The organism is Acuticoccus sediminis (assembly GCF_003258595.1).
Lineage (GTDB): Bacteria > Pseudomonadota > Alphaproteobacteria > Rhizobiales > Amorphaceae > Acuticoccus > Acuticoccus sediminis.
The window spans coordinates 17,840-39,843 of the sequence record NZ_QHHQ01000001.1 but is presented as its reverse complement, the minus strand read 5'-3'; the positions used below and the strand labels follow the sequence as shown (position 1 = coordinate 39,843).

Annotated in this window: 13 protein-coding genes; 8 read left to right on the top strand and 5 right to left on the bottom strand. The window is 70.2% G+C overall.

Features of this window, described 5'->3' with window-relative positions; translation table 11 throughout:
* Nucleotides 1-152 precede the first annotated feature (152 nt).
* Together DLJ53_RS00140 and DLJ53_RS00135 are read left to right on the top strand one after the other, a co-directional pair.
* Entirely contained in the window at nt 153-1,679 is a 1,527-nt protein-coding gene (locus DLJ53_RS00140; protein WP_111341159.1) for a bifunctional aminoglycoside phosphotransferase/ATP-binding protein, read from the top strand.
* 64 nt (nt 1,680-1,743) lie between these two features.
* Nucleotides 1,744-4,434 (top strand): bifunctional acetate--CoA ligase family protein/GNAT family N-acetyltransferase, encoded by a 2,691-nt coding sequence (locus DLJ53_RS00135; protein ID WP_111341156.1) that lies wholly within the window; start codon nt 1,744-1,746, stop codon nt 4,432-4,434.
* 108 nt (nt 4,435-4,542) lie between these two features.
* On the opposite strand, the gene DLJ53_RS00130 is transcribed toward DLJ53_RS00135, so the two are convergent.
* From DLJ53_RS00130 to DLJ53_RS00120, 3 genes are all read right to left on the bottom strand, one after another.
* Nucleotides 4,543-5,307 carry a sulfite exporter TauE/SafE family protein gene (locus DLJ53_RS00130; protein ID WP_211100524.1) on the bottom strand — a complete coding sequence of 255 codons (765 nt, stop codon included), beginning with the start codon at nt 5,305-5,307 and terminating at the stop codon, nt 4,543-4,545.
* A gap of 169 nt (nt 5,308-5,476) precedes the next feature.
* On the bottom strand, nt 5,477-6,865 hold the full coding sequence (locus tag DLJ53_RS00125; protein WP_111341154.1) for an aminotransferase family protein: 1,389 nt from the start codon (nt 6,863-6,865) through the stop codon (nt 5,477-5,479).
* Between the two features lie 234 nt (nt 6,866-7,099).
* Entirely contained in the window at nt 7,100-7,888 is a 789-nt protein-coding gene (locus DLJ53_RS00120) for a sterol desaturase family protein (RefSeq protein WP_111341151.1), read from the bottom strand.
* Nucleotides 7,889-8,131: 243 nt separating this feature from the next.
* Here DLJ53_RS00120 and DLJ53_RS00115 point away from each other — a divergent pair, with 243 nt between their 5' ends.
* The 5 genes from DLJ53_RS00115 to DLJ53_RS00095 all read left to right on the top strand — a co-directional run bounded on the left by DLJ53_RS00115 (nt 8,132) and on the right by DLJ53_RS00095 (nt 18,834).
* Nucleotides 8,132-10,036, top strand: coding sequence for an autotransporter assembly complex protein TamA (locus DLJ53_RS00115; protein ID WP_146619842.1), 1,905 nt, complete (start codon nt 8,132-8,134; stop codon nt 10,034-10,036).
* Nucleotides 10,037-10,106: 70 nt separating this feature from the next.
* Nucleotides 10,107-15,926: a translocation/assembly module TamB domain-containing protein gene (locus DLJ53_RS00110; RefSeq protein ID WP_111341146.1), complete on the top strand. Its 5,820-nt coding sequence runs from the start codon at nt 10,107-10,109 to the stop codon at nt 15,924-15,926.
* A gap of 134 nt (nt 15,927-16,060) precedes the next feature.
* On the top strand, nt 16,061-17,068 hold the full coding sequence (locus DLJ53_RS00105; protein WP_226573017.1) for an extracellular solute-binding protein: 1,008 nt from the start codon (nt 16,061-16,063) through the stop codon (nt 17,066-17,068).
* Nucleotides 17,069-17,169: 101 nt separating this feature from the next.
* The gene (locus DLJ53_RS00100; protein ID WP_111341143.1) at nt 17,170-17,952 is read left to right on the top strand and encodes a DUF4886 domain-containing protein; all 783 of its coding nucleotides are present in this window, start codon (nt 17,170-17,172) and stop codon (nt 17,950-17,952) included.
* A gap of 294 nt (nt 17,953-18,246) precedes the next feature.
* Nucleotides 18,247-18,834, top strand: a complete 588-nt coding sequence (locus DLJ53_RS00095) for a GbsR/MarR family transcriptional regulator (RefSeq protein ID WP_244934969.1) — start codon at nt 18,247-18,249, stop codon at nt 18,832-18,834.
* Between the two features lie 210 nt (nt 18,835-19,044).
* Here DLJ53_RS00095 and leuD read toward each other — a convergent pair whose 3' ends face one another.
* Together leuD and leuC are read right to left on the bottom strand one after the other, a co-directional pair.
* Nucleotides 19,045-19,656, bottom strand: a complete 612-nt coding sequence (leuD, locus tag DLJ53_RS00090) for a 3-isopropylmalate dehydratase small subunit (protein ID WP_111341140.1) — start codon at nt 19,654-19,656, stop codon at nt 19,045-19,047.
* On the bottom strand, nt 19,653-21,092 hold the full coding sequence (gene leuC / locus DLJ53_RS00085) for a 3-isopropylmalate dehydratase large subunit (RefSeq protein WP_111341137.1): 1,440 nt from the start codon (nt 21,090-21,092) through the stop codon (nt 19,653-19,655). Before leuC ends, leuD begins: the two co-directional genes overlap by 4 nt.
* 148 nt (nt 21,093-21,240) lie before the next feature.
* Here leuC and DLJ53_RS00080 point away from each other — a divergent pair, with 148 nt between their 5' ends.
* Nucleotides 21,241-21,981 carry an SDR family NAD(P)-dependent oxidoreductase gene (locus DLJ53_RS00080; RefSeq protein ID WP_111341134.1) on the top strand — a complete coding sequence of 247 codons (741 nt, stop codon included), beginning with the start codon at nt 21,241-21,243 and terminating at the stop codon, nt 21,979-21,981.
* Nucleotides 21,982-22,004: the final 23 nt, after the last annotated feature.

The window sequence follows — 22,004 nt, the reverse complement described above, 5'->3', positions numbered from 1 at the left end:
ACGGTGTACCGGTATGTCACACCAGTGTGAAATCCCCGGTCGAAGACATAGGTGCTTTCCCTGGGGTGGTTCCATGGGGGAACGTCTGCCGTGGCGGGCCGTCGCACCATCGGACCGCCGCCTCGCGCCGGAGGACAGGAGAGGTGACGACGATGGCAGGTCCCGCGACAGACGGCGGCGACGACCTTACCGAGGAGGCCGCGATCGTGCGGTTCCTGGGGAGCCCGGCGGCGCACGGGGGCGAGACGCCGCAGCACGTCGAGACGCACCTTTCCCACCTCTTCCTCGCCGGCGACCGCGTCCTGAAGCTGAAGAAGCGGATCGCCTGGGCGGTCGTGGACTACTCGTCGCTGGACAAGCGCGAGGGCTTTTGCCGCAGGGAGCTCGAGGTCAACCGTCGCTTCGCGCCCGACCTTTATGTCGGCGTGGTGCCGGTGACGCGGGGGCCTGACGGCCTCGCCCTCGGCGGCGAGGGCGACGTCGTCGAGTGGCTGGTCGAGATGCGCCGGTTCGCGGCCGACGAACAGCTCGACGTGATGGCCGACCGCGGCACCCTCACGCCGGAGATCATCGACGCCACCGCCGACGGCATCGCCGCGATGCACCGGACCGCGCCCGTCGTGCACGTGGCGGGGGCCGATCCGGTCGCCGCCCGCTCCGACCAGCTCCACCGCGACGTGGCGGCGGGCCTGAAGCCGGGACCGGTGCTCGACGATGTCGAGGCCTGGTACGCGGCAGCCCGCTCCGTGGCGGCCGAGCATCGCGGGCTCCTCGACCGGCGCGGCCGGCACGGGTTCACCCGGCGTTGCCACGGCGACCTGCATCTCTCCAACATCTGCCTCTGGGACGGGCGGCCGACCCCGTTCGACGCCATCGAATTCTCGGAGGACATCGCCACGATCGACGTCCTCTACGACCTTGCCTTCGTGCTGGTGGACCTCGATTCGCGGCAGCGGGAGGCGCTCTCCTGGCGGCTCCTGTCGCGCTATCTCGAGGCGACGCGGGACTATTGCGGACTTGCGGTGATGCCGCTGTTCCTGTCGCAGCGGGCGATGGTGCGGGCGCTCACCCGGCTCGCCAAGGGCCAGGACGCGGCGCCGTCCGCGGCGATGGCGCGGCACTACCTGGAGCGTCCGGCGGCAGCGCGGCTGATTGCCGTCGGCGGCCTCTCGGGGAGCGGCAAGTCGACGGTGGCGCGTGCCCTCGCGCCGGTGGCGGGGGCGGTGGTGGTCCGCTCCGACACCGTCCGCAAGCGCCTCGCGGGCGTCGCGCCGGAGGAACGGCTGGGCGCCGGCTCCTATACGGCGGAGGCCAACCGCGCGGTCTACCGGCGCATGATGGTCGAGGCCGGCCGCGCGTTGCGGGCAGGTGCCACCGTGATCCTCGACGCCACCTTCGCCGACGCGGCGATGCGCGGCCTCGCGCGCGGTCTTGCCGAGGAGCGGGGCGTTCCGTTCGCCGGCCTGTGGCTCTCCGCCCCGGCCCGGACGTTGCACCGGCGGGTCGAGGCGCGCACCGGCGACGCATCGGACGCGGACGTGGCGGTCGTCGACGCGCAGCTCTCCCGGCCGCTGGGGCCGCTCGACTGGGACGAGGTGGACGCGGACGGCGGCATCGAGGACGTGGTGGCGCGGGCGGGTGCGGCCCTCGGGCTTCCGGCGCCTTGTCAACAAAGTTGACCCCCGTCAAGGCACGACCGTGCCGGGACGCTAAGACATTGACCTGACGGCAGGGAGTCCAACGATGACCGTACGTAACCTCGAGTACCTCCTCGAGCCGCGCAGCGTCGTGCTGATCGGCGCCAGCAACAGGAGGGGCTCGCTCGGCGGGGTCGTCCTGCGCCGCCTGACCGGCGCGGGCTTCCGCGGATCCATCGGTCTCGTCAATCCCAAGTACAAGGCGATCGGCGACCAGCCCTGCTATCCGAGCGTCATGGACCTGCCGTTCGTGCCGGACCTCGGCGTGATCGTCGCGCCGGCGACGGCCGTCCCCGGGCTCATCCACGAACTGGGCGAGAAGGGGGCGCGCGCGGCGGTGGTCATCACCGCGGGCGTCACCGGGGCGCTGCGCCAGGAGATGCTGGACGCCGCCAAGCCGTTCACGCTGCGCATCATGGGGCCGAACTGCGTCGGCCTGCAGGTGCCGCACATGGGCCTCGACGCGAGCTTCGCGCACCTCACGGCGGGTCGCGGCCACGTGGCGCTGCTCTCCCAGTCCGGCGCGATCATCACCGCGATGCTCGACTGGGCGGAGGCGCGCGGGATCGGCTTCTCGACCGTCGCCTCGCTCGGCGACATGGCCGACATCGACACCGGCGACATGCTGGACCAGATGGCGGCGGACCGGCAGACGCGCGCGATCCTGATGTACCTCGAGGGCGTCACCAACGCGAAGAAGTTCATGTCCGCGGCCCGCTCTGCGGCGCGTGCCAAGCCGGTCATCGTGATCAAGGCGGGCCGCTCCGCCTCGGCCTCCAAGGCGGCCGCGTCGCACACCGGGGCGCTGGCCGGGGCGGACGACGTCTACGAGGCCGCGTTCGACCGCGCGGGCGTCCTGCGCGTCGACGACCTGCAGGAGCTATTCGACGCCGCGGAGGCGCTGGCGCGGCACCGGCCGCTGAAGGGCGACCGTCTCGCGATCCTCACCAACGGCGGCGGCGCGGGCGTCCTCGCGGTCGACGCGCTGGCGAAGACGTCCGGCCGGCTCGCCGAGCTTTCGCCGGGCACCATGACGACCCTCGACGCGAGCCTGCCGTCCACGTGGTCGCACGGCGACCCGGTCGACATCATCGGCGACGCCGGACCCGACCGCTACGAGGCCGCCCTCGAGTCGCTGCTCGCGGAGCCGGAGGCGGACGCCATTCTCGTCATCAACTGCCCGACCGGCCTTGCCTCATCGTCGGAGGCGGCCGAGGCGGTGGTCGCGACGATCGGCCGGGCCAACCCGAAGGGCAAGCCGGTGCTCGCCACCTGGCTCGGCGGCGCGACGGCCACCCAGGCCGCGCAGGTGCTGGAGCGGGCGGGGATCGCCACCCACGCGACCCCGCGCCAGGCCATCGACGCGTTCGACACGCTGGTGCGTCACCGCAAGTCGCAGATCCACCTGATGCGCACCCCCGCGAGCCTTCCGCCGGGGCCGGAGCCGGACCGCGAGGCCGCCCAGTGGGCGATCGACTCGGCCCTCAAGGAGGGGCGCGAGATCCTCTCCGAGGTGGAGGCCAAGGCGGTTCTCGCCGCGTACGGCGTGCCGGTCAACGAGACGCGCATCGCCCGCACGCCGGACGAGGCGGCCGCGCTCGCCGAGCAGATGGCCGAGCATCCGCTGCTCGCCATCAAGATCCTGTCGCGCGATATCACCCACAAGTCCGACGTCGGCGGCGTGCAGCTCAACCTGTCCGGCCCCGACCAGGTGCGCGAGGCGGCCGCGGCGATGCTGGACCGGGTGCGCAAGCGGCGGCCCGACGCGCACATCGACGGCGTCGTCGTCCAGCCGATGGTCAAGCGCCCCAACGCGCACGAGCTGCTCCTCGGCATCTCCGACGATGCGACATTCGGGCCGGTGATGCTGTTCGGCGCGGGCGGTACGGCGGTCGAGGTGGTCAAGGACAAGGCGCTCGCGCTGCCGCCGCTCGACCTGCTCCTCGCCGAGGACATGATCGACCGCACCCGCATCGGCAAGCTCCTCGCCGGGTACCGGGACAAGCCGGCGGCCGACCGGCAGGCGATCGCCCTCGCGCTGGTGCACCTCTCCCAGCTCGTCGCCGACATGCCGCAGATCCGCGAGCTCGACATTAACCCGCTGCTCGCCGACGCGACGGGCGTCGTGGCGGTGGATGCGCGCATCCGCGTCGCGCCGGCCGAGCGGGTCGCCCCCGGCGGCAATCCGCGCCTCGCGATCCGCCCGTACCCCAGCGAGTGGGACAAGCCGGAGAAGGTGCCGTACGGCACGATCCAGATCCGCCCGATCCGCCCGGAGGACGAGGCGCTCTACCCCGACTTCCTCGCGAAGGTCTCCAAGGAGGACATCCGCCGGCGCTTCTTCCGTCTCTTCTCGACGCTGACCCACGAGGAGATCGCGCGGCTGACCCAGATCGACTATGCCCGCGCGATGGCCTTCATCGGCCTCGACGACGACGGCGCCATGCTGGGCGTGGCGCGCTTCGCGGCGGACGCGGACTACCGCACGGCCGAGTTCGCCGTCCTCGTGCGCAGCGACCTCAAGGGGCAGGGCATCGGCCGCGCGCTGATGGTCCGCCTCATCGAGTACGCCGCCTCCGAGGGCATCGAGGAGATGTACGGCGACGTCCTGTCGTCCAATCGCTTCATGCTCGACTTCGTCCGCGAGCTCGGCTTCGTCGACACGGCCGACCCGGAGGACATGACCGTCCGCAAGGCGCGCCTCGAGCCGCTGAAGTGGGCGGCGAGCCATCGCTAGCGCGCTTGCCGCTCAGGTTGGAGCAACCTGAGCGAAGAGCAATCGCGCCGGAGCTATGGGGCGAGCGCGCTCGTGTCCTCTCGGATTGGGCGGACCGCGCTCCGGCGGTCAGAGCAGGCCGGCGATCCCCCGGATGCCGGCGGCCAGCGCCATCAAGACGAGCGTCGCGATGGCGAGCGAGCGGTAGCCCGTCTCGCTGGTGCGCCTGAAGAGGCGGGTGCCGATCGCGGTGCCGAGGATGAAGACCGGGAAGGCGACGACGCTCGCCCCGGCGATGGTGAGGTCCACGGCGCCGTTGAGGAACAGCAGCGGCACCGCGATCAGCGACGTCACGAAGAAGAAGATCATGAGCGACGCGCGGGTGACGTTGGCCGGCCGGTCGGTGCCGAGGTAGTAGGCGACGGCGGGCGGCCCGGGCATCGCGGCGAGACCCGCGAAGAGGCCGGCAACGATCCCGGTCGGGACCGCGAGGCGCAGCCGGTCGGCTGCCGCCTTCTTCGGCGCGCGCAGGATGAAGACCAGCCCGACGATGACGATGACCGCGATGGCGACGCGCATCACCGACGGCTCCAGCACCGTCAGGAAGGCGACGCCGACGGGCGTGCCGAGGAGCGCGCCGATGGAGAGGCGGGCGAGGGACGGCCGGTCGAGGACGGCATGCAGCGCGATGGAATCGCGGATACCGATCATGAGCTGCAGCAGCATCGCCAGCGTCACCGCCTGCTCCGGGCTGACGACCAGCGAGAGGAGGGGGACGGCGGCGAGCGCGAAGCCGAACCCGGTGAGGCCGCGCAGGATGGCGGCGGCGAGCACGGAGCCGAGCACCGCGGCCAGGATATGCGGCGCCGGAAGCGCCGCGAGGATGGAACTCAAGTCGGCCTCTCGCGCATGAGGCGCGCGTCGGCGGGCCCGGTGGACGGGACGCGCGGCGCGGTGGCGTGGGAATGTGCGCTCCGACGGGCCGGTTCGCGGCGGGTCGGAGCGTCAGGAAACGGTGCGTCCGATGCGTGGCGGCGGACCGCCGCGCTTCGGTGGCGGGTGCTCAGAGGGTGGCGCCGACCTCGGTGAGCGCGCCGTCGATGGCCTCGACGATGGTGTCGATCTCGGCGGCGGTCGCGATCAGCGCGGGGCTGAGGCACAGCGTGTTGTTGTAGCCCGGCAGCGAGCGGTTGGTCATGCCGATGATGACCCCGCGCGCGCCGGCGGCCGCGACGACGGCCGCGACGGTCTTCTCCGGCAGCGGCTCGCGCGTCTCGCGGTCCGCCACCAGCTCGACGCCCCAGAAGAGGCCCATGCCGCGCACGTCGCCGACGATGGCGTGGCGCGACTTCAGCGCCTCGAGCCCGTTGCCGAGCTGCTCGCCGCGGACCAGCGTGTTCTCGAGCAGGTCCTCGTCCTCGATGATGGCCATGTTCTCGAGCGCGGCGGCGGGGCCGGCGGTGCAGCCGCCGAAGGTCGAGATGTCGCGGAAGTAGCCGAGCGGGTCGCTCGGATCATCCTTGAACATGTCGAACACGCGCTCGGTGGTCACGGTGCAGGAGATCGCCGCGTAGCCCGAGGCGACGCCCTTCGCCATCGTCACGAGGTCCGGCTTGATGCCGAAGTTCTGGTAGCCGAACCACTGGCCGGTGCGCCCGAGGCCGCAGACCACTTCGTCGATGTGGAGGAGGACGTCGTACTTGGTGCAGATCTCCTGCACGGTCTCCCAGTAGCCCTCCGGCGGGACGATGACGCCGCCGCCCGCGGTGATCGGCTCCAGGACGATGCCGCCGACGGTGTCCGGCCCTTCCTCGAGGATGACGCGCTCGATCTCGCGTGCGGCGCGGACGCCGTAGTCCGGCACGTCGCCCCACTGGCTGCGGTACTCGAGGCAGTGCGGGACCGACACGAAGCCCGGCGGGAAGGGGCCGTACTGGGCCGCGCGCTCCGGCTGCCCGCACGAGGCGAGGGCGCCGATGGTGGTGCCGTGGTAGTCGCGCTCGCGGTAGAGGATCTTGTGCTTCTTCCCGCCGTAGCGCTTGTGGGCGATCTGGCGGATGATCTTGTAGGCCTTCTCGTTCGCCTCGGAGCCCGAGTTCGAGTAGTAGACGCGGCTCATGCCGGGCATCTTCTCGATCAGGCGCTCGGCGAATAGGGCCGCCGGGATCGAGCCGGCCGCCGCGGCGAAGAAGTTCATCTTCACGAGCTGGTCGCGAACCGCGTCGGCGATCCGCGCGCGGCCGTAGCCGACGTTCACCGTCCACACGCCGCCGGACACCGCGTCGATCATCTCGCGCCCGGTCGCGTCCCAGACACGCAGGCCCTTGCCTTCCACGATGATGCGCGGGTCCACCGTCTCGAACGCGGCGTGCTGCATCAGGTGGTGCCACACGTTGGCCTTGTCGGCCTCGATCACGTGGCTGATGTCGTTGGGGGCGATCTGTATGTTCATGAGCGTGTCCGTGCGGCTCGTGAGAGTCGGTTCATGTTGCAGTGCATGACGAGGCCAGGTCTCGCCGGCGCAGTCCAGGCCACGCCGCGGCGCATCGCGGCCGCATGTGGCGCCTTCAGTCTCTGCCCAACGCCGAACGCCTGTCCAGCACGGCGCGGTCGCGCGGTCCGGTCAGGCGCCAGGACGTGCCCCGGTGGAGGATGCGCGCGGCGCCTACGACGCCGCGGCTTGCGCTCAGGACGTGGGCAGCGGGGTCTGTGAGCCGCCGGACTTGCCGGCCGACGCGATCTTCTCCTCCATTTCGGCGCAGCGGTGATCGTACTCCGGATGGATCGTGCCGAACACCCGGTCCCAGAAGGAGAAATGGTTCGCGTAGTTATAATTGAACGTCGAGTGATGCATGTCGTGGAACGTCACCGACGCGAGCGGCCACGGCGTGCGCGAGGACGGCCCCGCCGCGAACTCGAAGCCCGAGTGGCCGATCATGCCGTTGAAGTGGTCGAAGATCCGGTGCGCCACGAAGATCGGCCAGCCGAACGGCACGATCAGCGGCACGATCAGGAAGTAGCCCTGCTGGGTGAAGGCGTCGAAGAAGGTGTCGGAGTAGTTGCTCCACACCGTCGGCGCGACCGACTGGTGGTGCAGCACGTGGTACTTCATGAACGGCCCGGTGTGGCCGAGGCGGTGCACGACGTAGAACCAGCCATCATAGAAGATGACCGACGCGACGAACATCAGCGGCGCCGACCACCACGTGAGCGGCCACGGGTCGAACAGCGTCCAGCCCTTCAGCATGCAGAAGAGGCCGCCGGCGAAGCAGCCGCAGGTGACGACCAGCGACCGCGCCGAGGCGCGGATTTCCTTGGCGCGGCGCTTCTGCCCGTCGCGCTTGGGCTGGATCTTGCGCTCGGGATGGCGCTGGGACCACGCGGTGAAGGCCCAGCCGAAGCCGAGATAGGTTCCGAAGACCAGGGCGTAGGTCAACGCCCACAGGCCCAGAAACTGCAGAATCGCCGCACTCATCGCAACGCCTCCAACGCTCGAGAACGCCCTTACATTTCATATCAAAAGCAATAACGCTATCCGTCGGATGCAAGACAGTTCAGCAACGGTCGGCGAATGAAGCGTTAAGCTCTTCCAGATTCAGCTTGTCGCAGTGTTGCTGATATGGCGCAGGACTACCTCAAGGCGCGCCCGTAACACCCGATCGTCTTGTCAGCCCAGGCTCTTCCAAGCCTATTGAACTGCGGAGCAAGGGTGGAGAACGTGCGTCTTTCGATCGGCCAGACCTGGAGAGCGGGGGCGCTCGCGCTCGTCGTCGGCCTGACGCCGGGAGCGGCGCAGGCGTTCGAGCTGTTCGGTTTCCGCTTCTTCGAAGGCCCGCCTCCGCCGCCGCCGGAAGGCTCCGTCACGTACAACGTCCAGTTCGACGTCGTCGGCGGCGAGAGCGACCTGCTCAAGAGCGTCGAGCGCGCCTCGGTGCTGGAGGAGGAGAAGGGCGAGCCGAGCCCGGGTTCGGCCGCCCTGCTGTCGCGTGCCAACACCGACTACCAGCGCATCCTCGCCGCGCTCTACGACAATGCCCGCTACGGGCCGACGATCTCCATCAAGGTCGACGGCCGCGAGGTCTCCAGCACGCCGATCGACACCGAGTTCGGCGACACCGCCGACGTCGTCGTCACGGTCGACCCCGGCCCGGTGTTCACGTTCGGCGAGGTCGACGTGAAGAACCGCCCCGGCGAGATCCCGAACGACGAGACGGTGCCGCCGAGCCTCGAGGAGCTGGGCCTCGTCCCCGGCGGGGTCGCGAACGCGAACAAGATCATCGCCGGCGAGGCGGCGCTCGTCGGCGGCTGGCGCGAGCTCGGCTACCCGAAGGCGCAGATCGCCCGCCGGACCGCATCGGCCTACCACGAGACGGACCAGCTCGGCGTCATGATCGACGTCGCGCCAGGCCGGCCGGCGGTCTTCGGGACCACCAGCGTCTCCGGCACCGCGCGGATGGATCCGGAATTCGTCGCCTGGTACGCCGGCCTCAAGTATGGCGAGCGGTTCGATCCGGACGCCGTCGAGCGCGCGCGCGACCAGCTTCGCCGCCTCGGCGTGTTCAAGGCCGCCCGGATCGTCGAAGGGGAGACCATCAACCCCGACGGCACCCTCGACATGGGGATCGAGGTCGCGGAGCGGCCGCTGCGCGTCATCGGCGGCGGCGTGAACTACTCGACCCTCGACGGCGCCGGCGCCGAAGCCTACTGGCGGCATCGCAACCTCTTCGGCCGCGCCGAGCAGCTGGAGCTGAACGCGTCGATCGGCGGCGTGGACGCCGACGACCCGGACTCCTACAACTACAAGCTCGAAGCCAATTTCCTGAAGCCGGGCGTCTTCACGCCGTACACGGACTTCCTGGCGAAGATCTACGCCGAGCAGGATTCCCCCGACACCTACCGGGCGCGGGCCGTCGGCGGCCGCATGGGCTTCATGCACCGACCGACGACGAAGATCACGCTCGCCGGCTACGCCTCGTTCGAGGCCTCCACGATCGACCAGACCGACTACGGCGACGGCGACTTCCTGTTCGCCTCCCTGCCGCTGTCGGTCGACTACGACGGCTCCAACAACCAGTACAACCCGACCAAGGGCTACCACCTGATCGGCTCGTTCGAGCCCTTCTACGAGGCGGTGAACGGCAACATCGGGGCGATCTCGCAGATCGACGGGCGCGTCTACTACGGCTTCGCCAAGGACCGCGTGGTGCTCGCCGCGCGCGGCGTCGTCGGCTCCATCGTCGGCGCGCCGCTGCAGGAAGTGCCGGCGAACAAGATGTTCTTCGCCGGCGGCGGCGGCTCCATCCGCGGCTATCCCTATCGCGGCGTCGGCCCGGTGGACCCGGTCACCGACGAGGTGCACGGCGGCCGCAGCTACCTGGTCGGCTCGCTCGAGGCGCGCGTGAAGGTGACCGACACGATCGGCGTCGTGCCGTTCTTCGACTTCGGCAACGCCTTCGACAGCGAATATCCGGACTTCGACGTGCCGCTCAAGACCTCGGTGGGTCTGGGTTTGCGCTACTACACCGGCCTCGGCCCGCTGCGCTTCGACGTCGCGGTGCCGCTCGACCCCTACGACGGCGACCCGAACGTCGCCTTCTACATCGGCCTCGGCCAGGCGTTCTGAGGCTGGGGATGCGCCCGTTCGGTGCAACGAAATCGACGCCGCAGCGGCGGCGTTCTGATGGGAGTGAACGATGAAGAGGATCCTGATCGCCCTCGCGGTGCTCGGCCTCGCCTCGATCGGCGTCGTCGCGACCAAGTACGCGCTGGCGCAGGACGAGGAGTCGGGCCGTTTCGTCCGTTTCATCGAACGCCAGATCTCCACGCCGGACCGCCGCATCAACCTCGGCCCGATCCAGGGTGCGCTCTCCTCCGACGTGCGCATCGGCTACATCACCATCGCCGACCGTCAGGGCGTGTGGCTGCGCATCGACGGCGCGCACCTCATCTGGTCGCGCCTCGCGCTGCTGCGCGGGCGGCTCTCCATCGATCTCCTGGAAGCCGAGTCGATCACCATCTCCCGCACGCCGCTGCCGGTGGAGAACGACACGCCGCTCGAGAGCGGGGCGGAGCAGTTCGAGGTGCCGAGCCTCCCGGTCTCGGTCATCCTGCGCAAACTCTCCGTGCCGAAGGTGGACATCGCGGAGGGCATCATCGGTCCGCCGGCCTCGCTTTCGGTGGACGGCAACATCACGCTGGCCGACGGTGCGCTCGACACCGACCTCGCGATCAAGCGCCTCGACCGGCCGGGTGACCTGAACCTCGCCGCGAGCTTCGACAATTCGAGCCGCAACCTCGCGATCGACTTCAAGATCTCCGAGCCGGAAGACGGCGTGATCGCCAACGCCCTCGACATCGAGGGCCGTCCGCCGCTCTCCTTCACGATCAAGGGCGAAGGCCCGCTGGCGGAGTTCAAGGCCGACATCCTTCTCGCGGCGAACAGCGAGACGCTGCTGTCGGGCACCACCACCATCGACAACACCGACGCAGGGTTCCGCTTCATCGCCGACATCAAGGGCAACGTCGGCGTCCTCGTGCCGGATGTCTACGGCTCGTTCGTGGAGGGCGGCTCCGAGCTCAAGATCGATGCGACACGGGCGCCGGACGGGGCGATCACCGTGTCGGAGGGGCGCCTCGTCTCCGGCGTGGCGCGGATAGACTTCACCGCCGACGTCGGTGCGGACGGCGTGCCGACCGCGCTCTCCCTCAACGGCGACCTCCGCCGGGCCGACGGCGACGAGATCGCGCTACCCGGCGGCGGCGGCGCGTCGACGATCCGCTCGGCCGTGATCCGCGCCTCGCTGGGCGGCGGGTCGGACGACTTCTCCGCGGAGATCACGCTCAACGAGCTCGACACCTCGGTCCTCTCCGCCCCCGAGGCGACCATCCAGGCCACCGGCACCGCCACGAACCTCGGCGACGCCGCGCGCCGGGCCGTGACGTTCAAGCTGACCGGCAACGCGACCGGCATGGATTCCGGCAAGGAGGGCGTCAGCGACGCGCTCGGCTCCGCGCTCGACCTCGAGGCCGCGGGCTCCTGGTCGAGCGGCGAGCCGCTCACCGTCGAGACGCTGTCGCTGCAGACCGACACCGTCGAGGCCTCGTTCGCCGGGACGATCCTCAACTCCGTCAACGGGCGGATGCGCCTAGCGACCGGCGACATCTCCGCCTTCGCGGCCGTCGCCGGGCGCGACCTCGCCGGCGCCATCGACATCGCGGCGGACGGCAACGTCGGGTTCGACGGCACGTTCGACCTCATCCTCGACGGCACCGCCACCAACGTGAAGGCGGGCAGCGAGGCGCTGGACGGGCTCCTCGACGGGCGCACGCGCCTCTCGGGCCGCGCGGCGCGCACCGACACGGGACTCGTGTTCGACACCTTCCGGCTCGAGAACCCGCAGCTCAACGTCAGCGCCGACGGCCGCGCCACCGCCGCGGAGGCGGACCTCAAGGTCGACGCCTCGCTGCAGGACCTCTCGCTGGTCAACAGCGAGATGGCCGGCGGCATCCAGGCGCAGCTCGCCGTGACCGGCAATCCGGCCCGTCCCGCCGTCAACGCCGGCGTCACCGGCACCGAGATCACCCTGTCGGGCCAGAAGCTCTCCGACCTCGCGCTGAACTTCGACGGCGTCTACACGCGCAGCGAGACGGTCGCGTTCGACCTCGACGGCACGCTCGCCGTCACCGGCTCGCTCGACGGGCGCCCGGTCAGCGTCAACGCGACGCTCGAGACCGGGCCGGACGCGCGCGCGCTGCAGGACCTCTCCGCCGCCATCGCCGGGGCCACGCTCGCGGGCGACATCGCCTTCCAGAACGTCGGCACCCTCGCCGGTCACCTCGAAGTTGACATCCCGGACCTCTCGCGGCTCGCATCGCTCGCCCTCCAGGACGCGACGGGCAGCCTGAAGGCCGACGTCACCCTGTCGGTCGCCGACGGCCACCAGGTCGTCGCCTTCGACGGCGCGGCCCGCAACGTCACGGCGTCGGGGATCAGCCTCACCGAGGCGGACATCGACATGGTGGTCGACGACGTCTTCGGCATTCCGGCGCTCGACGGTCGGGCGAACCTGCGCAAGCTGGACGTGGCGGGCTACGAGGTGGTGTCGGCCGACCTTACCGCGCAGCGCCAGGGCGAGACCTCGAACCTCGCGCTCGACGCCGACCTCGGCTCCGGCGAGCTCTCCGGCACCGGCGCGCTCAGCCGCACCGACGACGGCTTCTCCGCGCGCGTCGCGACGCTGCGCCTCGCGCAGGGCGACTTCGAGGCCGAGCTGCGCGGTCCGACCGAGATCGGCGTGAACCGTATCCAGCGCTCGATCAGCATCGGCAACACGGTGCTGAACATCGGCGACGGCACCGTTCAGGTCGAAGGCGAACTCGGCAACGAGCTGGACCTCAACGCCACGATCGAGGACCTGCCGCTCAGGATCGCCAACCTCATCCAGCCCGAGCTGAAGGTCGGCGGCGTCGTCAGCGGCACGGTCGCGCTGACGGGCACGCGCGCCCTGCCGAACGCCACGGTCGACATCGAGGCCAACGGTGTCACCGCCGCGATCCTCGCCGAGCGCGGCATCGACCCGCTGACGGTGACGGCGCGCGGTTCCTACATCGACAAGGTGGCGACGCTCGAGACCTTCCACACCAACGTGGGCGGCGGCGAGATCAACGCCTCCGGCACGGTCGGCAAGACGCTCGACATCAAGGCCGATGTCAGCGACCTGCCTCTGGCGCTCGCCAACGCGGTGCGTCCCGAGCTCGAAGTGTCCGGCAGCCTCTCGGGCAACGTGACCGCGACGGGCACGCTCGAGGAGCCGAATGCCCAGTTCGACGTGCGCGTGGTCGACGCCAACGCCAAGCCGCTGCGCGACGCCCGGCTCGATCCGCTGAACGCCACCGCCGTCGGCACCTTCGCCAACGGCACGGCGGTGCTGCAGACGTTCGAGACCACTATCGGCGGCGGCCGCATCACCGCGAGCGGCTCGGTCGGCCAGCAGCTCGACGTGACCGCCGAGATCATCAACCTGCCGCTCGCCCTCGCCGAGGCGGTGGACCCGAGCCTTGACGCCTCCGGCACCCTGTCCGGCCGGGTGAGCGCGTCCGGCACGCTCGACAATCCCTCCGCCGAGTTCGCCGTTGACGTGAACGGCGCGACGGTGGCGCAGCTTCGCAGCAGCGGGATCCAGCCGCTCAACGCGACGGCGCGGGGCTCCTACGCCAACAAGGTGGCGACGCTGCAGACCTTCGAGACGACCGTGGGCGGCGGCGCGATCCGCGCGGCCGGCACCATCGGCGACGCGCTCGACATCACCGTCAACGTCGACCGCCTGCCGCTGGCGCTCGCCAACGCCGCCGACCCGTCGCTGGGCCTCTCCGGCACGGTGACCGGCCGGGCGGATGTGTCGGGCTCGATGAAGGACCCGGCGGCCGACTTCTCGATCAATGTCGACCGGGCCTCGGCGCGGCTCCTCGAGGGCGCCAACGTCGGCGCCGTCAACGCCACCGTCGCCGGCCGCTACGCGGACGAGACGGCGACCCTGACGACTGCCGAGGCGCGCCTCGGGCAGGGCACCCTGTCCGCCACCGGCAGCGTCAGCGCGCGGGCAATGGACCTGACGGTCAAGCTCAGCCAGATCCCGCTGGCGATCGCCAACGGCTTCGCCCCCGAGCTCGGCGTCGCGGGCGCGCTCTCGGGCGAAGTGACGGCGCAGGGCTCGCCCTCCAACCCGCAGGTGCGCTTCACCATCAACGCGCCCTCCGTCTCGGCCGCGCCGCTGCGCGACGCCGGGATGGGGCCGGGCTCCATCGACGCCGCGGGCTCGATGCGCAACCAGACCGTCACGATCGACCGCGCCGCGGTGAACCTCGGCGGCGGGTCGCTCAACGCGCGCGGCACCGTGGGCCGCCGGCTGAACCTGTCGGTGGACCTCTCCAACCTGCCGGTGGCGATCGCCAACGGCTTCGTGCCGAACCTCGGCCTCACCGGGCGCCTGTCCGGCTCGGCGACCGCCACCGGCTCGCTCAGCAACCCGTCCGCGAACTTCAACCTGTCGGGCACCGGCATCTCCGCCCTGCCGCTGCAGGACGCCGGCGTCGGCGTGCTGACGGTCAACGCGGCCGGCTCATACGGCGGACGCGGCATCACGATCTCCTCGGCGCGGGCGGAGGGCAGCGGGCTCAACGTCACCGCGTCCGGGTTCGTGCCGCTGTCGGGTGGCGGGCTCGACGTCGCGGTGCGGGCGAACGCGCCGCTGTCGCTCGCCAATCACTTCCTCGCCTCCCGCGGCTCGTCGCTCTCCGGCGACGTGGTGGCGGACGTGCGGGCGCGAGGATCTCTCTCCAACCCCACGGTCTCCGGCAGCGTGCGCTCCTCCGGCTTCACCGTGCGCGACCCGCTGAGCAACCTCGTGCTCAACAACGGGCAGCTCGTCGCCAGCATGGACGGCAACCGGATCGTCGTCGACCGGCTCACCGCCTCGCTCGGCGACGGGACGGTCAGCGTGACCGGCAGCATCGGCCTCGGCGCGGGCTTCCCCGCCGACCTGACCTTCGTCGCCAACAACGCGCGGTATTCCGACGGCCAGCTCGTCGCCGTGACGCTGAGCGCCAACCTCGGCATCAAGGGCCCGCTGACCGGGCCGCGCGTCGAGGGCCGCGTCGACATCGACCGGGCCGAGATCACCGTGCCGACGCGCCTCTCCGGCACCGCCGCGCTGCTCGAGGTGTCCAACTTCAACACGCCGTCGCCGGTGCTCGAGACGCTGCGCCGCGCCCACGCGGGCCCGTTCACCGACAGCGACGACGACGGCGGCTCAAACGCATCCGGCTTCACGCTGGACGTCACCATCAGCGCGCCGCGCCGGATCTTCGTGCGCGGCCGCGGCATCGACGCCGAGCTCGGCGGCGAGCTGCGGGTGACCGGTCCGGTGTCGGACATCCAGCCCGTCGGCGAGTTCCACCTCATCCGCGGCCAGATGAACATCCTCACCCAGCGCATCGTGCTGGACGAGGGCCGGGTGACGCTGTTCGGCGACCTCAACCCGCAGATCTACCTGGTGGCCGAGACGAGCCGCAATCAGGTGACCGTGCGCGTCATCGTCGACGGTCCGGCGAACGACCCGCAGGTGCGCTTCGAGTCCGTCCCGGACCTGCCGCAGGACGAGGTGCTGTCGCAGCTCATCTTCGGCCAGTCGATCGACGACCTGTCGCCCTTCCAGCTCGCCCAGCTCGCCGCCGCGGTGGCCGAGCTCGCCGGCGTCGGCAACGGCCCGTCGATCATCGACCAGGTTCGCGCCTTCTCCGGTCTCGACAACCTGGAGATCATCACCACGGAGACTGGCAGCACCGCCGTCCAGGCCGGCCGGTACATCGCCGACAACGTCTACGTGGGCGTCCGGGCGGGCGAGAAGTCCTCCGGCGTCACCGTCAGCATCGACATCACCCGCGGCTTAAAGGCGCGGGGTGAGGCGATGACGGACGAGTCGACCATCGGTCTCTACTATGAACGCGAGTATTAGTGCGGACTTACGGCTTAGAGTTATTCTGATCTGATGCGAGTTTTGACTCGCTATAATGTTGAGATGCTTGCGTCGGATTGACGAAAGATTGCGCGCAGCTTAGGCCCGGGCTCTCGATTCTAGGGAGCCTGAGAGTGCAGAGACTGACGATTGCAACCCTTCTTGTCGGAACCGTCCTCGGTGCCTCGTCCGCCCTGGCCGAGGAGGTGAACGTCTACTCCTCACGCCACTACGATACGGACGACGCCTTCTTCGCCGCCTTCACCGAGAAGACCGGCATCACGGTGAACCGCATCGAAGACGACGCCGACGTGCTGATCGAGCGCATCCGCTCCGAGGGCGACCTCGGCGCCGCCGACGTCTTCATCACCGTGGACGTGGGCCGTCTCGCCCGGGCCGACGACGCCGCCATCTTCCAGCCGCTCGACGTCGACGTCGTGAAGGAGGTGGTGCCGGCGAACCTCCACACCAAGGACTGGACGGCTTTCTCCCGCCGCGCGCGGATCATCTTCTACGACAAGGCCGACGTCACCGATCCGCCGCAGACCTACGACGACCTCGCGGACCCGAAGTACAAGGGCCTGATCTGCACCCGCTCCTCCTCCAACGTCTACATGCAGTCGCTGCTCGCCTCGATCATCGTCAACGAGGGCGAGGAGAAGGCGCGCGCGTGGGCCGAGGGCGTGAAGAACAACCTCGCCCGTGACCCCGAGGGCGGCGACACCGACCAGCTTCGCGGCCTGGTCTCCGGCGAGTGCGACATCGCGCTCTCCAACCACTACTACTTCGCGCGTGGCCTCTCGGGCGAGGTGGCCGGGCTGACCGAAGGCGTCGACGGCATCGGCATCGTCTGGCCGAACCAGGAGACGAACGGCACGCACATCAACATCTCGGGCATCGGCGTCGCGAAGTATGCGCCGCACCCGGAGGCCGCCCGCAAGCTGATCGAGTTCACCCTGACGCCCGAGGCGCAGGGCCTGCTTGCGTCCGACAACAACGAGTTCCCGGTGCTCGAGGGCGTCCCGGCGTCCGAGGCGGTCGCGTCCATGGGCGAGTTCACCCCGGACACGGTCGACATCGGCAAGGTCGCCGCGGCGAGCAGCGCGGCGCAGAAGATCTACAACGAGGTCGGCTACAAGTAACGTCAGGTTGGGCGGGGGTTTTGGTAAATCTCCGCTCGCCATCCGCTGCAATCCGGTCCACCATCGTCGCACAACATAAGAAGACGCTGGAGGAACGGCCCATGAAACGGATCTTGCCTGCGATTCTCCTGGCCGCCCCGCTGCTCGGCGGGCCGGCCATCGCACAGCAGAGCGCGGCGTCGCTCGGCATCGACGCGCCGGACGACGTCCTGCTCATCGGCAACAGCTACTTTTACTACAACGACAGTCTGCACAATCACGTCCGCCGCATGGTGGCCGAAGGGCTCGGCGTGCCGATGGGCGACCTGAAGTACGTGTCGATCACCATCTCGGGCGGCTCGCTCGGCTACCATCCGATTGACCACTACCTCGAGAGCGGAAACGTCGGCGCGGACCGGCCGTTCGACCTCGTGATCCTCCAGGGCCACAGCGCCGCTGCCCTCAGCGAGAAGCGCACCGCGGCCTTCGACGAGGCGGTCGACGCGGCGGCCGCGAAGATCAAGGCCGCCGGCGCGACTCCGGCGCTCTACATGACCCACGCCTACGACGAGGGTCACAAGCAGTACGACCCGGACAACATCGAGAAGATCCGCGCGCTCTACAACGAGGCGGGCGCCCGGGCGGACGCCCTCGTGATCCCCGTCGGCCTCGCCTTCGAGGAGGCGCGACGCCGCCGTCCCGACCTCGAGCTGCAGCAGGACTACGACCACTCGCACCCGACGCTCGCCGGCACCTACCTCGCCGCGGCGACGGTCTATGCGAGCGTCTACGGCAGGTCCCCGGTCGACCTGACGTACGACTATTTCGGCCGCGTCGACCCGGACACGGCCGCCTTCCTCCGGCAGGTCGCGCAGGATACAGTGACCTCGTTCTACACGAACTGACGCGGCCCGGGCCGCTCTCCGGTCGCCGGCGCGGGACCGCACCGGGGACGGCGGACGGACGTTCTGGCCCCGCCGATCGATCTTGATTAACAGTTGGCCGGCTCACGATCCCTCTTTTGGGATTGTGGTCGGCGTCAAGTGCACCTTATCTGCAAGAGCGTTTTCCAAAATCCCGGACTTCGTCCGCGACGCGGAAAGGGCGACACTGCCAATCTGGAGTGTTGCGGGCGGCGCGACCGGCGCCCGCACCGGGCGAGGACGCGGCACGGGACGCCGCATGACAATGGAGCCGCCGTGAATCTGCCACCGCTGCAGGAGGAGTTCGTCCTCCACTTTGGCGAGATGGGGTCGCGGTGGGGGATCAACCGCACGGTCGGCCAGATCTACGCGCTGCTCTTCGTCAACGAGCACCCGCTCAACGCCGAGCAGATCGCCGAGAGCCTCGGATTCTCGCGCTCCAACGTCTCCATGGGCCTCAAGGAGCTGCAGGCCTGGAAGATCGTCCGCCTCAAGCACTTCCCCGGCGACCGGCGCGAATACTTCACCACCCCGACGGACCTCTGGGAGATCGTGCGGACCCTCGTCGAGGAGCGCAAGCGCCGCGAGATCGACCCGACGCTGACGAAGCTGCGCGAGCTGCAGATGTCTCGCGACAAGCTGGACGGCGACGAGTACGCCAACCACCGCATCGAGGAGCTGACCCAGCTCATCGAGCTCCTCACCGGCTGGTACGACGACATCAACGGGCTCGAGACCGACCGGCTGATCCAGCTCCTGTCGCTTGGCGCGCGCGTCACCGACCTCATGAACAAGGCCGGTAACGTCCTCCCGCTGCGGCGCCGCAAGGGCGCGGCCGCGGAAAAGGACGGCGGCACCACCTGACGCGGCGCCCGGCCGCCGGCCCGTTCCAGAGCGGAACCCTCGTTCCGGCCCGGAGCTCCCGCTAGGCGCGCGGCCGCCGCTCGCGGTATCGGCCGTGGCCTTGCGGCGTAGCCCACCACCTCTCCGCAACGACGGAGCGCGGTCGCGAACCGCGCTCACCAGGGAGAAGACCGCCGGCGCTGAGGCGGAGCGGCGGCGCCGTGACCGGGATCAGGCGGTGCGGGTGGGGGTCTTCCAGGGGTTCTGCGCGGCGTCGTTCGCGGCGAACGCGGATATGGCGTCGGCAAAGCTCGCGGTGAGGTCGAGGTCGTCCCAGCCGTTGAGGAGCTTGGTGCGCCACACCGGCTCCACCTCGAAGGGCACGACGATGTCGCCGGCGGTGACGGTCTGTGCCTCGAGGTCCACCGTCAGCTTCGTTTCTGGGGCGCGGGCGAGCAGCCGCTCGGCGTCCTCCTCCGTGACGCGGGCCGGGAGCATGCCGTTGTTCACCTCGTTCGAGGCGTGGATGTCGCCGAAGCTCGGCGCGATCACGCAGCGGATCCCGTAGTCGACCAGCGCGTAGACCGCCGCCTCGCGCGAGGAGCCGCCGCCGAAGCCGCGCCGGGCGACGATGATCGCTGCATCCCCGTATTGCGGGGCGTTGAGGGGGAAGTCCGCGCGCGGTGCCCCCGCCTCGTCGAACCGCAGGTCGTGGAGCAGGAACTGGCCGTAGCCCTCGGACCGCGGGCGCTTCATGAAGCGCGCCGGGATCAGCTGGTCGGTGTCGATCCCCGAGTAGGGCAGGGGGCAGGCGGTGGCCGTGAGGGTGGTGAACGGGGTCATGCGCCTTGGGTCTCCAGGGGCCGGCCGTGCAGCAGCGGGCGCGGGTCGGTCAGATGGCCGGTGACGGCCGCGGCGGCGACCATCGCCGGCGACATGATGTGGGTGCGCGCGCCCGGTCCCTGGCGGCCGCGGAAGTTGCGGTTCGTGGTGGAGGCGCAGCGCTCGCCCGGCGGCACCAGGTCTCCGTTCATGCCGACGCACATCGAGCAGCCGGATTCCACCCATTCGAGCCCCGCGTCGGCGAAGATCCGGTCGAGACCCTCTTCCTCCGCCTGCCGCTTCACAAGCGACGAGCCCGGCGACACGAGGCCCGGCACCCGCGCCTTGCGCCCGGCGAGGACGGCGGCCGCGGCCCGCAGGTCCTCGATCCGCGCGTTGGTACAGGAGCCGATGAAGACGCGGTCCACCGGCACCTGCTCGAGCTTCATGCCCGGCGTCAGTCCCATGTAGTCGAGCGCCGACCTGACGTGTGCCGCGCGCGCCTCGTCGCTGATCGAGGCCGGGTCGGGGACGGTGCCGGTGACGGGGAGCGCATCCTCCGGGCTGATGCCCCAGGTGACGACGGGCACGATGTCCGCACCCGCCAGCACCACCTCGCGGTCGAACGCTGCGTCCGCGTCGCTGGCGAGGGAGAGCCACAGCTCCGCGGCGGCATCGAAGACGGCGCCCTGCGGGGCCATCGGGCGGCCACGGACATAGTCGACCGTCGTCTGGTCCGGAGCCACCATGCCGAGCCGGCCGCCGCTCTCGATCGACAGGTTGCACAGCGTCAGCCGCCCCTCCATCGACAGGCCGCGCACCGCCGAGCCGGCATATTCGATGGCGTGGCCGCGCGCGCCGTCCGCGCCGACTCTCGCGATGAACGACAGAGCGATGTCCTTGGCGCTGACGCCGGGAGCGAGCGCACCGTCGACCGTCACCCGCATGCGCTTCGACTTGCGCTGCCAGATCGTCTGCGTGAGGAGGACGTGGGCCACCTCGGACGCGCCGATGCCGAACGCCATCGCGCCGAACGCGCCATGGGTCGAGGTGTGGCTGTCGCCGCAGACCATCGTCAGGCCCGGCAGGGTCAGCCCCTGCTCAGGACCGACGACGTGCACGATGCCCTGCCGCGGGTCCGTCAGGCCGAAGATGTGGACGTCGTTGGCCGCGCAGTTGGCCGTCAGCTTCTCCACCATGCCGGCGATGGAGGGATCGGCGCCGGCCATCGTGGCCCGCCCGCGCGTCGGCACATAGTGATCGGCGATGCCGAACGTGAGATCCGGCCGCGTGACCTTTGCGCCCCGCGATTTCAATGTATTGAATGCGTGGTGTGAACCTTCGTGGACGAAATGCCGGTCGATCCACAACAGGCTCTCGCCGTCCTCTCGGGTCACGACGACGTGGGCGTCCCACACCTTGTCGTAGAGCGTCTTCGGGGTGTCGGGGGCCGACATCACACTTCCTCCGCGGCCTGCGACGCCCGAGCCGGGGTCGCATTGTTTCCTGTATTAAACACCATACAGCATCCAAGTTAAGGTGCATCGCCCGGGTCGGCGAGAGGGTTCGGCGACACCGGGCGGCATGACGAAAGGAACGGACTTCATGGCGGACCTACTCCTCGACGGGCGCGTGGCGATCGTCACGGGCGCCAGCGGCGGCATCGGCGCGGCCATCGTGGCGCGCTACACCAAGGCCGGCGCGCGCGTCGCGGCGCTCGATATCGAGGGCAGGGTGCCGGCCGCGCCCGAAGGCGGCATGGCGATGGCCTGCGACGTCGCCGACGACGAGGCCGTCGCGCGGGCCGTGGCGGCGGTGTTCGACGCGTACGGGCGCATCGACATTCTGGTGAACAATGCCGCAGGGCCCGTGCTCGTGGGCAAGGTCACCGAGATCACCGCGGCCACATGGCGCGAGACGCTGGAGATCAACCTCACCGGCGCCTTCCTGATGTGCCAGCAGGTGATCCCGCACATGGCGGCTGGCGGGGGCGGCGTGATCGTCAACGTGGCCTCGCAGCTCGGCACCGTCACGACGAAGGGCCGCGCGCCCTACTCGGCGAGCAAGGCGGGGCTGATTTCCCTGACGCGGACATTGGCGGTGGACCATGCGGAGGACGGGATCCGGGCGGTGAGCCTGTCGCCGGGCGCCGTGATGACGAGCCGGCTGACCAGCGTGATGGGCGGCGAGGACGGGGTTCAGGAGCGGCTCGGCAAGCTCCACGCGCTGGGCCGCGTGGGCCGGCCGGAGGAGATCGCCGAGGCCGCGCTGTTCATCGCCAGCGACGGCGCCAGCTTCATGACCGGCACCGACATGCTGGTGGACGGCGGCTACACAGCGACCTGACGCGGCCCCGCGCGCCCCGGCCG